Annotated in this window: 13 protein-coding genes and 1 riboswitch; of the genes, 6 read left to right on the top strand and 7 right to left on the bottom strand. The window is 71.0% G+C overall.

The annotated features are described in order from the left end of the window. Positions 1-11 precede the first annotated feature (11 nt). Positions 12-1,277 (bottom strand): M20 family metallopeptidase, encoded by a 1,266-nt coding sequence (locus tag QWJ39_RS03835; protein ID WP_290256365.1) that lies wholly within the window; start codon positions 1,275-1,277, stop codon positions 12-14. Positions 1,278-1,414: 137 nt separating this feature from the next. Between QWJ39_RS03835 and QWJ39_RS03830 the strand changes: the two genes are divergently transcribed. The 3 genes from QWJ39_RS03830 (at position 1,415) to QWJ39_RS03820 (ending at position 6,251) form a co-directional block, all read left to right on the top strand. Then, positions 1,415-2,446, top strand: coding sequence for an Lrp/AsnC family transcriptional regulator (locus QWJ39_RS03830; RefSeq protein WP_290256364.1), 1,032 nt, complete (start codon positions 1,415-1,417; stop codon positions 2,444-2,446). Between the two features lie 9 nt (positions 2,447-2,455). After that, positions 2,456-3,949, top strand: coding sequence for an MFS transporter (locus QWJ39_RS03825; protein ID WP_290256363.1), 1,494 nt, complete (start codon positions 2,456-2,458; stop codon positions 3,947-3,949). Positions 3,950-4,352: 403 nt separating this feature from the next. After that, positions 4,353-6,251 (top strand): DEAD/DEAH box helicase, encoded by a 1,899-nt coding sequence (locus QWJ39_RS03820; RefSeq protein ID WP_290256362.1) that lies wholly within the window; start codon positions 4,353-4,355, stop codon positions 6,249-6,251. Positions 6,252-6,385: 134 nt separating this feature from the next. Here QWJ39_RS03820 and QWJ39_RS03815 read toward each other — a convergent pair whose 3' ends face one another. The 5 genes from QWJ39_RS03815 to QWJ39_RS03795 all read right to left on the bottom strand — a co-directional run bounded on the left by QWJ39_RS03815 (position 6,386) and on the right by QWJ39_RS03795 (position 9,705). Next, complete coding sequence (locus tag QWJ39_RS03815; protein WP_290256361.1) at positions 6,386-7,036, bottom strand: MBL fold metallo-hydrolase; 651 nt, start codon at positions 7,034-7,036, stop codon at positions 6,386-6,388. A 20-nt stretch (positions 7,037-7,056) separates the two neighbouring features. After that, a complete protein-coding gene (locus QWJ39_RS03810) occupies positions 7,057-8,064 on the bottom strand; it encodes an aldo/keto reductase (RefSeq protein WP_290256360.1) in 1,008 nt (335 codons plus the stop codon). 200 nt (positions 8,065-8,264) lie between these two features. Then, positions 8,265-8,669 (bottom strand): multidrug efflux SMR transporter, encoded by a 405-nt coding sequence (locus QWJ39_RS03805; protein WP_290256490.1) that lies wholly within the window; start codon positions 8,667-8,669, stop codon positions 8,265-8,267. Next, complete coding sequence (locus tag QWJ39_RS03800; RefSeq protein WP_290256359.1) at positions 8,669-8,992, bottom strand: SMR family transporter; 324 nt, start codon at positions 8,990-8,992, stop codon at positions 8,669-8,671. Before QWJ39_RS03800 ends, QWJ39_RS03805 begins: the two co-directional genes overlap by 1 nt. A gap of 11 nt (positions 8,993-9,003) precedes the next feature. Next, positions 9,004-9,067: riboswitch (guanidine-III (ykkC-III) riboswitch) on the bottom strand. Between the two features lie 86 nt (positions 9,068-9,153). Continuing rightward, positions 9,154-9,705: a HutD family protein gene (locus tag QWJ39_RS03795; RefSeq protein ID WP_290256358.1), complete on the bottom strand. Its 552-nt coding sequence runs from the start codon at positions 9,703-9,705 to the stop codon at positions 9,154-9,156. Between the two features lie 125 nt (positions 9,706-9,830). On the opposite strand from QWJ39_RS03795, the gene QWJ39_RS03790 reads away from it, so the two are divergent. Next, entirely contained in the window at positions 9,831-10,430 is a 600-nt protein-coding gene (locus tag QWJ39_RS03790; RefSeq protein ID WP_290256357.1) for a phosphoribosylanthranilate isomerase, read from the top strand. A gap of 46 nt (positions 10,431-10,476) precedes the next feature. Here the strand turns inward: QWJ39_RS03790 and QWJ39_RS03785 are convergent, their stop codons facing one another. After that, a complete protein-coding gene (locus QWJ39_RS03785) occupies positions 10,477-11,562 on the bottom strand; it encodes a metallophosphoesterase (RefSeq protein ID WP_290256356.1) in 1,086 nt (361 codons plus the stop codon). Positions 11,563-11,741: 179 nt separating this feature from the next. Here QWJ39_RS03785 and QWJ39_RS03780 point away from each other — a divergent pair, with 179 nt between their 5' ends. Then, the gene (locus QWJ39_RS03780) at positions 11,742-12,143 is read left to right on the top strand and encodes a YccF domain-containing protein (protein ID WP_290256355.1); all 402 of its coding nucleotides are present in this window, start codon (positions 11,742-11,744) and stop codon (positions 12,141-12,143) included. A 42-nt stretch (positions 12,144-12,185) separates the two neighbouring features. After that, positions 12,186-12,701, top strand: a complete 516-nt coding sequence (locus QWJ39_RS03775) for an SRPBCC domain-containing protein (RefSeq protein WP_290256354.1) — start codon at positions 12,186-12,188, stop codon at positions 12,699-12,701. Position 12,702 lies beyond the last annotated feature (1 nt).

The following is a 12,702-nucleotide window of genomic DNA, read 5'->3' as shown; positions in this document are numbered from 1 at the left end:
GGGGGTGCCGGTCAGGGGCGGCCGGCGGGAACGGCGGCCGCGGTGGCTGTGGCGGCCGAGAGGGTGGCGAGCCGGGACAGGGCGAGTTCGGCGTAGAGCGCGGCGCCGTCGGCCAGGACGGCGTCGTCGAACGTGGCGTACGGGGAGTGGTTGAACGCCGACGTCGTGTGGTCGCCGCCGTGCGGGACGGCGGAGAGGCCGATGAAGGTGCCGGGGACCTCGGCCAGGACGCGGGAGAAGTCCTCGGAGCCGCTCAGCGGCGTGGCCCAGCGGGCCAGCCGGCCGTCGCCGAAGAGGTCCCCGATGACGTTTTCCGCGGTGCGCGTCTCGTCCTCGTCGGTGATGGTGAGCGGGTATTCCTGCTGGTAGTCGACGTCGACGTCGAGCCCGTGGGCCGCCGCGATGCCGCGCAGGAGGCGGGGGACGGCGTCCATCATCTTCTGCCGGGACTCCTCCGAGAAGGTCCGCACGGTCGCCTCGATCCGGGCGGATTCGGGGATGATGTTCCGCTTGGTGCCGGCCTGGAGTACGCCCACGGAGAGGACCACCGGGTCGAACATGTTGAACTGGCGGGTGACCATGACCTGCAGGGCCGTGACCATCTCCGCGGCGACCGTGACCGGGTCCTTGGCCGCGTGCGGTGCCGAGCCGTGGCCGCCCGCGCCCAGCACGGTGACGGTGAGCCCGTCGGAGGAGCTGAGCATCACGCCGGGCTTGGTGCAGAAGGTGCCGTGCGGTTCCAGCGCGGAGAACACGTGCATGCCGTAGGCGGCGTCCACGCGCCGGCCCGGGGCATCCAGGACGCCCTCGCGGATCATGTAGCTGGCACCGTCGAAGCCCTCTTCGCCGGGCTGGAACATGAGGACGACGTCGCCGGCCAACCGGTGCCGTTGCTCGGCCAGCAGGGTGGCGGCCCCGGCGAGCATGGAGGTGTGCAGGTCGTGGCCGCAGGCGTGCATGGCCCCGTCTACGGTGGATGAATAGTCGACGCCGGTCTTCTCCTGGACCGGGAGGCCGTCCATGTCGGCGCGCAGGAGCACGGCGGGCCGGCTGGCGGCATCGCTACCAGAGCCGGCGTTCCCCTGGCCGCGGAGCACCGCGGTGACGGAGGTGGTGTCCGTGCCCAGGGTGATCTCGTACCCCAGCCCGTCGAGCTGCTGCAGGACCTTCTCCTGCGTGCGGGGCAGGTCCAGGCCGATCTCCGGCTCGCGGTGCAGGGCGTGGCGGAAACGGGCCAGCTCCGGCTGGAGCTCCCGGGCGTCGTCGGTAATGGTCACAAACTCTCCTGGCGGTTGATTGGGGTGGTGCGTTCGGGTCTATTCTGGAGTGACCTGCGCCACAGAGGCCTGAAGGGCTGGAAATATGCACTCCTAGCCGTGAATCGCAGGATTCATACAGAAGAGGGGAATGGGCCGTGGAGCTGAGCGAGGACGACCTGGCGCTGATCAACGTGCTGCAGATGGCGCCGCGCGTGAGCTGGGGTGACGCCGCGGAGGTCCTGGGCGTCCACGCCACCACGCTGGCAGCACGCTGGGACCGGCTGCGGGCCTCCGGGGTTTCGTGGATCACGGCCCACCTGATCGGTGACCCGCACCAGATGTGCCTGGCCTTCATCGCCGTCGACTGCGAGATGCACCGCCGCGACGAGGTCACCGCGCAGCTGGCCCTGATGCCCGAGGTGGTGACCGTGGAGGAAGCCGCCAGCAAGCGCAACCTGATGCTGACGGTCATCACCCGGTCCTTGGATGACCTGAGCGACCAGGTGATGTCCCGGCTGAAGGAGATCGAGGGCCTGACCAAGTACGAGACCGCCCTGTGCACCCGGCTGCATTCCAGCGGCGGCGCGTGGCGGCTCAACGTGCTGGACCGGGCACAGCAGGCGGCCGTACGGACCCTTGCCGGCGCCGACGCCGGAATGGCGGCGTCCGCGGCGGCGGCTGCGGCGCGGGGGTTGCCGGAGAGTCACCTGGCGCTGCTGCCGTTCCTGGCCCGGGACGGGCGGGCCACGGCCGCGGAGATCGCACGGAGCCTGGGCCGCCACCCGGCCACGGTCCAGCGGCAGCTGAACCGGGTGCTGGCCAGCGGCATGCTGTCCTTCCGCTGCGAGGTGGCCCAGCGCTATTCGTCCTTCCCGGTCACGTGCCAGTGGTTCGTCAACGTCCCCGCCGGCCAGCACGAGGCGGCCGCGGCCGAGCTGAAGACCATGCGCAACGTCCGGCTGAGTGCCTCCACCACGGGGCCCACCAACTTTGTGATCATCATGTGGCTGCAGTCCCTGGCTGACGTGATGACGATCGAACTGGCGCTGCAGCAGAAGGTACCGGGCATCGAGCTGGTCGAAAGCGTGGTGATGCTGCGGACCGTCAAGCGGGTGGGGTGGATGCTCGACGCCGACTCCCGGGCCAGCGGCGCCGTCGTCGTCCCCGCCCAGGGGCTCGCGCCGTAGGCTACAGGTATGTCGAACGCCGCCAGTCCGCGAACCCGCCCGGACCAGGGGCCCGGGGCCGGCGGCATCTTCCAGCGCCGGTACGTCCTGGTGACCCTCGGCGCCTGCGCGCTGGTGTTCCTGGCGGCCTTCGAATCGCTGGCGGTGACCACCATCATGCCGCTGGTCAGCCGCGAACTCGACGGCGCCGGCCTCTACGCCCTGGCCTTCGCCGGGCCGCTGGCCACCGGCGTGATCGGCATGGTGGCCTCCGGCAGCTGGGCCGACCGGAGGGGGCCGGTGGCGCCACTGCTCTCCGCCGTTGGCATGTTCGTCGTGGGGCTGCTGATTGCCGGGACCGCCGCCTCCATGCCGGTCCTGGTCGCCGGGCGGCTGGTGCAGGGTCTCGGTGGCGGTGGCCTGACCGTGGCGCTGTATGTCGTGGTGGCCCGCGTCTACCCGCCGCCGCTGCACCCGAAGATCTTCGCCGCGTTCTCCGCCGCGTGGGTGGTCCCCTCGCTGGTGGGCCCGTTCACCGCCGGGCTGGTGGCGGAGGTGGCGGGCTGGCCGTGGGTCTTCCTGGGCGTGGTGGGCCTGGTGGTGCCGGCGCTGCTGCTGACCGCCCCGGCGTTGCGCGGGCTGCCGAAAAACGAGCCTGCCCCGGACGGAGCGGCCGCACCGGCGGACCCGGCGGGCCAGTCGGAACCTGGCAAGTCGGAACCCGCTCAGGCAGACCGCCAGCCCTCCCGCGTCCCCGGGGCGCTGGCCAAGCTGGGCCTGGCCGCGCTCGCCGCCGCCGCGGTCCTTGCCCTGAACCTCTCCTCGACCCTCCCGGGGATCGGCGGCCTGCTGGCCGGGGCCGCCGTCGCCGTCGCGCTGCTGGCCGTCCGCCCGCTGATGCCGCGCGGCACGCTGACCGCCCGGCGCGGGCTGCCCAGCGTCATCCTCACCCGCGGGCTGGCGTCTGCGGCGTTCTTCGGCGCCGAGGTGTACCTGCCGTATCTGCTGGTGGAGCGGTACGCCTTCGCGCCCACCTTTGCCGGGCTGACTCTTACCGCCGGTGCCGTGGCGTGGGCCTCCGCGTCCGCGGTCCAGGGTCGGCTGGGTCCGCGGCTGGAGCACCGGCGCGCAATCCGGATCGGGGCGGCGATGGTGCTTGTCGCTGTCGTCCTGGCCCTGGCCACCACCGTCCTCGGCTGGCCCGCCGCAGTCGCGATCGCCGGCTGGGTGTTCGCCGGCGCCGGCATGGGCCTGATGTACGCCCGGCTCAGCGTCATGACACTGGCCCTCTCCACCCGCGAAAATGAGGGTTTCAACAGCTCCGCGATGTCCATCTCGGACTCGCTCGGCGGCGCGCTTTCGCTGGCCACCACGGGCATCATCTTCGCTGCGTTCACGACGGCGGGAGCCGGCCCGGCCGGCGCCGCCGCACCGTTCGCCGGGGTCTTCGCGCTCACCGCCGCGATCGGCGTCGCGGGCGTCCTGGTGGCGCCGCGCGTCGCCCGCCGCGGCGCACCCAACTAACTGGCACTTGAAGCCGTTTTGAGCGGCGAAAACGGCCTTAGCTGCGAGTCAGTTGGGATGGGACCTACGGGAGGGTCGGGACCGGCCGGAAACGGGAGGAGGGTCCCGGATGATAGACTGGATGAACTTGATGTGCAGTGATGCCCACTCCTGATCCGGCTGGAAAGCCTCGGCAGACCGCCGGATCGCCCGCGTATTCCTCGGAATGTCCCCGCGGGAGTGGGTTTTTTCATGTGAGAGGCACATCCTGCGTCGATGAACGCGTTCCATTTGGTCCCGGCAATGAGCGGCTACCCGCAGACGGCCCGGTCGACCACCTGACTTTTCTTCGGCGAACCCCTGGTCCAACCGGCGCCGGGGGCCGATATCCGCACGGATACCGCCTGAAAGACCTTTGATACTTATGACTACTTTTGCCGCCCTCGGCACGCCCAAGGCCCTTGCCGACACCCTGACCGCCCAGGGAATCACCGAGCCGTTCCCCATCCAGGTCAAGACCCTCCCGGACACCCTGGCCGGACGCGACGTCCTGGGCCGCGGCCGCACCGGCTCCGGCAAGACCATCGCCTTCGCCATCCCGCTGGTGGCCCGTCTCGCCGAGCGCGAGGCCGCGCATTTCCGCAAGCCCGGCCGCCCCATGGCCCTGGTGCTGGCCCCGACCCGCGAGCTGGCCACCCAGATCAACGCCACGGTGGAGCCGCTGGCCAAGGCCGTCGGCCTGAACACCACCGTGATCTACGGCGGCATCTCCCAGGCCCGCCAGGAAAAGGCCCTCCGCGCCGGCGTCGACATCGTCATCGCCTGCCCCGGCCGCCTGGAGGACCTGATCCGCCAGCGCATCCTGACCCTCGAGTCGGTCGAGATCACCGTCCTGGACGAGGCCGACCACATGGCCGACCTCGGCTTCCTCCCGGTGGTCAAGAAGCTCATGGACATGACCCCCGCCCAGGGCCAGCGCCTGCTCTTCTCCGCCACCCTGGACAACGGCGTGGACAAGATTGTCCAGCGCTACCTCTCCAACCCGCTGACCCACTCCGTGGACGACCCGCAGGCCGCGGTCACCACCATGGAGCACCACGTCCTGGTGGTCAACGACCAGACCGTGAAGAAGCAGCTGATCGTGGAGCTCGCCTCCGGCGCCGGCCGCCGCGTGCTGTTCATGCGCACCAAGCACCACGCCCGCAAGCTGGCCAAGACCCTGACCGATGCCGGCATCCCCGCCGTCGATCTGCACGGCAACCTGTCGCAGAACGCCCGTGACCGCAACCTCGCCGAGTTCTCCTCCGGCGACGTCCGCGTCCTGGTCGCCACCGACGTCGCCGCCCGCGGCGTGCACGTCGACGACGTCGAACTCGTCATCCACGTGGACCCGCCCACCGAGCACAAGGCCTACCTGCACCGTTCGGGCCGTACCGCCCGCGCCGGTTCCGACGGCACCGTTGTCACGCTGACCCTGCCGGAGCAGCAGTCCGACGTGAAGAAGCTCATGAAGGCCGCCGGCGTGGACGTCAGCTTCGAGCGCGTCACCGCCAGTTCGCCGATCGTGGCCGAGCTTGTCGGCGACATTGCCGAGAAGGTCGATCCCCGCACCCGCGCCGCGCTGCTGGCCGCCAAGGCTCCGCAGCAGGGCGGCGGCAGCTCCACCGGCGCCAACGCAGAGCGCAAGCGGGCCCGCCGCCAGGCAGCCCCCACCGCGGGTGGCCGCGGCGGCCGTGGTGGACGCGGAAAGGTGTCCGCCGAGGCTCCCCGCACCGACCTGCCGCGTGCCGAGCGCCGCGCCGTGGCCTACGAGGGCCAGGCCGCTGCCCGCAGCGCCGCCGAGCGGATCGCCGAGCAGAACCAGGACCGGTCCGACGCCGAGCGTTCCGAGCGCCGCAACGCCCGGGGCCGTGGCCGCGCCACCGCTTACGCGCACCACAACGATGTTCCGTCCGCCGGTGGGCGGCCGGCCGCGGGTCGGGGTTCCGACGGCCGTGCAGCCGAGGGCCGGAATGACTCCCGCGGCGGGGCACCCCGTGGCGGATCGGCCGCGGGCCGGGGCGGCGCCCCGCGTACCGGCGGCTCCACCGGCGGCCAGCGCAGCGGACGTCCGGCCACCGGCCAGCGTGCCGCGGCAGGCGCCAAGTCGGGCGGTCGCTCCGGCGGCGGTTCGGCTCCGGTCTGGTCCTCCAACACCGGCGGCACGTCCGGCGGATCCTACGCAGGCGGCGGCAACGGCCGCTCCGGTGAAGGCCGTCCGGCCCGCAGCGGCGGTCCCCGCCGCGCGTCGGCCCCGGCGTCGAACGACCGCCGCAGCCGCTAAGGTTTTCCGCGCGGATTAACGGTCCGCGCTACGGAAACGGAAGGCCGCACCGGGGGTCGCCGGTGCGGCCGCCCGAATCTGCCGCGCCGGTCCGGAACCGGCGCGGATTCCGGATCCTGCCGAGCCGGCAGGTCCTACCAGCCGCGGGCGCGCCACTCCGCAAGGTACGGCCGTTCCGCGCCCAGGGTGGTCGGCTTGCCGTGGCCCGGGTGCACCACCGTGTCGTCCGGGTAGACATCGAACAGCCGCGCGGACACATCGTCCAGCAGCTGGGTGAAGCGTTCCGGATCCTTGTCCGTGTTGCCTACCCCGCCCGGGAACAGCGAGTCGCCGGAGAAGATGTGCGCGGGCCCTGCCGGGTCCTGGTACACCAGCGCCACCGAACCCGGGGTGTGGCCGCGCAGGTGCACCGCCGTCACGTCGAACCCGTCGAAGTTGCCGACGTCGCCGTGGTCCAGCAGCACATCCACGGGCACCGGCAGCGCGGGGGCGTCGTCGGTTCCGGCGGCGGTCTTCGCGCCGGTCGCCTTGACCACCTCGGGCAGCGCACGGACGTGGTCCCAGTGCTGGTGCGTGGTGGCGATCAGCGCCAGCTTCGGCGTCGCCTCGGTGTCCGCGGCGGCGTCGGCCAGCAGCGCCTTGATGGCGGCCGCATCATCGGCCGCATCGATCAGGAGCTGCGCGCCGGAAGCCTTCGCGGTGAGCAGGTACACGTTGTTGTCCATCTCGCTGACCGAAATCCTGCGGATGGTGACGTCGCGGAGCGAATGAATGAGTGAGTCCATGGGCATCAGTCTAGGACCGCCTATTCCCGGCCCTCGGAGACCCAGCCCGGGTTCGCCGCGCGGGAGCCGACGACGGCGTCCGCGGCGGTGTTGAGCCGGTCAAGTTGCGCCGGGCTCAGCTCCAGGGACAGGGCGCCGAGGTTTTCATCGATCCGGGCGGCCTTGCGGGTGCCTGGAATCGGGACGACGGGCAGGCCCAGCGCCTCGCCCCGGGCCAGCAGCCAGGCCAGGGCAACATGCGCCGGCGTGGCGGGACCGTTGGCGGTCTGCAGCTCGGCGGCGACCTCGCGGACCGTAGCCACCACGGCCTGGTTGGCGTCCACGGCATCCGCGGCGAAGCGGGGGATGTTGCGGCGGAAGTCGTTGCTGCCCAGCTTCGAGGCATCCACGGTGCCGGTCAGGAACCCCCGGCCCAGCGGCGAATAGGGCACGAAGCCGACACCCAGTTCGGCGGCCGCGGGCACCACGTTGCGCTCCACGTCCCGGCTCCAGATGGACCATTCGCTCTGGACGGCGGCGATCGGGTGCACGGCATGGGCCTCCCTGAGTTCCGCCGCCGTCACCTCGGACAGGCCCAGGTGCTTGACCTTTCCGGCCTTGACCAGCTCCGCCATGGCCTCCACGGTTTCCACAATCGGAACGCGGAGGTCACGGCGGTGCATGTAATACAGGTCGATGCTGTCGGTGCCGAGGCGGGACAGGCTGCGGTCCACGGCCTCGCGGACGTAGGCGGCGTCGCCCCGGATGTCCGTGTAGCCCTCCGCCGGGTTCCCCACCAGGCCGAACTTCGTGGCCAACTGCACCTCGGAGCGCCGGTCCTTGAGCAATTGGGCGAAGAGTTCTTCATTGCTGCCGCTGCCGTAAATGTCCGCGGTGTCCAGGAAGGTCACCCCGGCGTCGACGGCGTGGTGCAGGGTGGCCAGCGCCTCGGCCGGGTCAACGTCGCCGTAGACCGGGGTCAGGGCCATTCCGCCGAATCCGAGGGGGCTGACGCTGAGGCTGTCGCCGAGCTGAACTGTGGCTGTCATCTGGAGTCTCCTGTCATTGCCGGAACCGCTGTCCCAGCCAAGAACCTCCCGCCCGGTCCCGGTATTCCGGGCGGGTTCCCGGGGGTTGCCAGCGTTCGTCCGGGCCCGGCAGCAAGCCTGCGTGCGATTCTCCCCGGTTACCTCCCGGACCCGGGCCCGCGACACGGCGTGTCCGGCCGGATCGGCGGTTGCCGGTGGGACTAACCGGGCGGGAGCGTACGGGACGACGGCTCGGAAACGGGCGGTTCGGAGTCCTCCGGCCCGCCCGGCAGCAGTTTCAGCCCCGCCGCGCAGCCGACGATCCCCGCTATGAACAGCAGTTTCAGCGGGTTGGCGGCTTCGACGCCGGTGGCCATCGCCCAGCCCACGGTCAGGGCGGCGCCGATTCCTACCCACACGGCATACGCGGTGCCCAACGGGATGCGCCGCACGGCCATGCCCAGTCCGGCCATGCTCAATGCCGCGGCCACGGCGAAGATCAGGGTGGGCAGGGGACGGCTGAACCCGTCGGAGAGGCCCAGGGCCGTGGCCCACACCGCCTCAAGGACGGCCGAGCCGAGCAGGATCAGCCAGGAAGAACCCGATCCGCGGGTGCCGGCGCGCATCACGCCACCAGCTTCAGGCCGGCCACGCACACCACGATCCCGCCGAGCAGCAGGATCCGGGCGGCGCTGGCGGGTTCAACACGGGTGGCCATCGCATAAGCGGAGGTAAGGACGACGCCGACTCCCACCCAGACGGCGTAGGCGGTCCCGGTGGGTATGGTCTGCATGGCGATCGCGAGTCCGCCGGTGCTGGCGAGGACGGAGACCAGGAACAGTGCGCCCGGCAGGAGTCGGCGGCGGCCTGTGGCCTGCGACGTGCGGTGCAACGCGGCGGCCCACACGGCTTCTAGGGATCCGGCGGCAATGAGGATGATCCACGACATGACAACAATCCTTTGGCCAGTCTTGTCGCGTGCCGGGTACTGAACCGTCGTCCGGAGGCCGGGATCCGGCCTTGCCTTCAGCCTAGCAAAATCCGGGGGCTAGGCCTCCGGCTGGACTGGGTTTCCTGAGAGGACGGGTTCACCGAGACGACCGGGGTCAATCAGTCGACAGGGTCGATCGAGACGACGGCAAGGAAGCCGCGGCCCAGGATCTCGGGCGTCGCCGTGTCAGAGCCGACGACGGCGTCGTACCGGCCCAGCGCCTCGCCGTCCGCCGTCGCCTGGCCCTGCAGCAGGATGCCGAACTGCCCCTCGAAGACCGGGTGTGCCCGTTTCTTGGACAGTTCGATGATGGAGGTGAAGCCCTTGAAGGCGCCCCGCCGGCAGATGACATTCAGGTCCCGAATGTCGCCGGTGGGCAGGGCACCGGCCGCGTCGGCGTCGCCGGAGAACCGGAACGGGCGGTACTTTTCCAGCGGGTGCTCGGCGCCGTCGACCGTGAGGAACAGCAGGTCGCCGTTCACCACGGTGAGGACCCGCTCCATCCCGGGGAACGCGGAAAAGTCTCCGGCCTTGCCGACCTCCGCGATGCTTACCCGCCAGTCCCAGCCGCCGTCGGCCGCGTCGAGCGGGAAGCGGGCCAGTTCACGGGTGGTGCCACCGCCGTTGCGCCAGGGGGCGGGTTTGAGGTCGGCGTAACGGATGATGTCCATGGGATCAGCCTAGCCGCGGCGCCGGTGGCCGGGCGCGGGACTTGCTAACGTCGAAGCAACACAGCAACACAGCAACACAGCAGCACAGCGGTGAAAGCGACAATGCGCAGCGGTAGGGAGCCGGAATGTTCGTCAAGGTATGCGGTCTGAGCACCAGCGAGGCCGTCCGGGCCGCCGTCGACGCCGGGGCGGACGCGGTGGGCTTCGTCCTGACCGCCAGCCCCCGTCAGGTGGCGCCGGACCGGGTCCGCGAACTGCTGCCCAGCGTGCCGTCAGGGGTTCCCGCGGTGGGCGTCTTCCGGCACGAACCGGCGGCCGACGCCGTCGCCGCGGCACGGGACGCCGGGCTGGACTGGGTCCAGCTGCACGGCGACCGGACCCGGGAGGACGTCCGGGTGGTCCACGACGCCGGGATGAGGCTGATCCGGGCGATCACGATGTCCGCGGCACCGGAAGCCTTCGCCGACTGGGGCGAGGACCTGCTGCTGGTCGACGCCGCCGTGCCCGGCTCCGGCGAAGCCTGGGACTACGCCTCGGTCCGCGCCCGGGGGCTGGGGGACCGGCACTGGCTGCTGGCCGGCGGGCTGGACCCGGCGAACGTGGCAGACGCTGCCGCGGCGGCCGGTGCGTGGGGTGTGGACGTCTCCTCCGGCGTCGAGGTTTCCCGCGGGGTCAAGGACCCGGCCCGGGTCACGGCCTTCGTCACCGCCGCCAAGGGGCACTGACCGGCCCCATCGGTGCAGGCAAAGGGCCGGGCCACCCAAGGCGCGGTCACCGCGTGATGGTGAAGGTGTCCGTGAAGCTGCCCTCGGCCGGGACCAGTGCGGCGGTCAGCGCGTCCTCTCCCACGGACACCTTCAGCGTGCCGTAGGTGGGCTTGACGTTCTTGCCGGACCACTCCGCGAAGTAGCCGGCCTCGGGATCTTCCTCGCGGACGTCGTGCAGCCCCACCCCGCCGATCCCGACGCCGGCGAACACCGTGCCGCGGCCCTGGTTGAGCGTGCTGCCGGTGCCACCCAGGCACTGTTTCGAGAATTCATCCGGGACCAGGGCGGGGCAGTCCGGACTGTGGCCCAGTTGGTGCGTGCGCTGGTACAGGTGCTGATGGCCGGTGAGGACCAGGTCCACCTTCTTCTCGATCAGCAGGTTGGTGAAGTCCGCGCCGGGCTGGCAGGAGTAGGCGCCCAGGTTGAAACACGGGGTGTGCATGCCCACCACCGTCCAGGGGATGTTCCGTTCCTTCGCCCCGTCCAGCGCGTCCGCGGTCCACTTCCAGCGCTCGCTGCCGCGGCCGTAGTCCAGGGTTTTGCCGTCCCGGAACTTGATCCCGGGGGAGACCATGACGATGCGGACCAGTGGGTTCTCTTGGGGCACGTCGGCGTACCACTGCGTGCCGTACTCACCCACCAGCCCGGGCAGCCGGTTCGGCAGGCACTGGGCGAAGGTGGCGATGTTGCCGTCGTGCCCGTCGCTCTCGTGGTTGCCGGTGACGAGTTCATAGGGGAAGCCGGTGCCCAGGACGCCGGTGACCATGTCGCAGAACTGCTGTTCGAGGCCGGCCTGGTAGCTGAAGTCGCCCAGCGCCAGATTCAGTGCCGGCTTGATCTTCGCGACCGCTTCGAGCACCTTGCGGGCCTTGGAGCCGACGCCGATGTCGCCCTGTGCGGTGAAGACGACGGGTGGCTGAGCAGGAGTGGAGCGGGGCGCCCTGGTCCCGGATGCCGTCCCCGACGGCGTGCCGGACGACGGCGGCTGCGGACTGCCGCCGGTGCAGCCAGCCAGCAGCCCCAGCGCCAGGAGGGCGGAGAGTGCGGCCACGGGGGATCGCCGGCGGCTCACTCCCAGCCACGAACCCACGCGTTCCGCCCTTCAGCAGGCCGTTTCCGGGCAGCAGCCCGGCCTGCCCCTAGGGTAAACCGGGGCACGCGTCCCCGGACAGTGCCCGGCGCCGGCGTCCATACCGGGGCCACGGATTCAGGGGCGGTTCAGGGCCATCCCCGAGGACAGATCCACCGCCGACGGGGGAGAATGGTGCCATGAAGACTCTGCTCAACATCATCTGGCTGCTGTTCGGGGGACTGTGGCTCGCGCTGGGCTACTTCGCGGCCGGCGTCGTCTGCTGCCTGCTGATCGTCACCATCCCCTGGGGCCTGGCCTCCTTCCGGATCGCGTCCTACGCCCTGTGGCCCTTCGGCCGCGCCGTGGTGGACCGGCCCGGCGGCGGCGGTGCCCTGTCCCTGCTGGGCAACGTCATCTGGCTGCTGTTGGCCGGCATCTGGATCGCCGTGGGCCACGTGGTGACCGCGTTCGCCATGGCCGTGACCATCATCGGGATCCCGCTGGCCATCGCCAACCTCAAGCTGATCCCGGTGTCCCTGATGCCATTGGGCAAGCAGATCGTCACGACGGACCGGCCGTTCGCCGGCGTCTACCGCTAGTAAACAGACTCAACCGTCGCCGCAGCGCGGAGGGAGAGGGCAATGCTGGAGAACGCAGAATCCACCGGTGCGGAGGCCGTGCCGGAACAGGACGAGCTCACGCTGGTAATCACCCGCGAGTTCCAGGTGCCCGCCCGTGCAGTCTGGGCGGCGCTGGTCGATCCGGACCAGGCGGCCCTCTGGTGGGGGCCGCGGGGCTTCCGGGCACTGCGCGAAACCATCGACGCGGACCTGGAAATCGGCACCCCGTACCGGGCTTGCCTCCTTGAGGACGCGACCGGCCAGGAACACTGGTTCAGCGGAGTAATCACCGATCTCGAGCCGCCCACACTGTTCGTCTTCACCCATGCCTGGGAAAAGGTGGACGGAACCCGCGGCTTCGAAACCGAGGGCGCCTTCCGGCTCGAGGATATCGACGGCGGCACCCGGCTGGTCTTCACCCAGGGCCCCTTCGATACCGCCGACCACCGGGACGCCCACGGTTCCGGCTGGCGCGAATCCTTCGACCGGCTCGCCGATCATCTCCGCCGCGCAGCCGGCGGGTCCGGGGACCGGTGAG

Source organism: Arthrobacter sp. YD4, assembly GCF_030410515.1.
Lineage (GTDB): Bacteria > Actinomycetota > Actinomycetes > Actinomycetales > Micrococcaceae > Arthrobacter.
The sequence above is the reverse complement of the archived record's forward strand: the minus strand, read 5'-3'. Positions and strand labels throughout refer to the sequence as shown.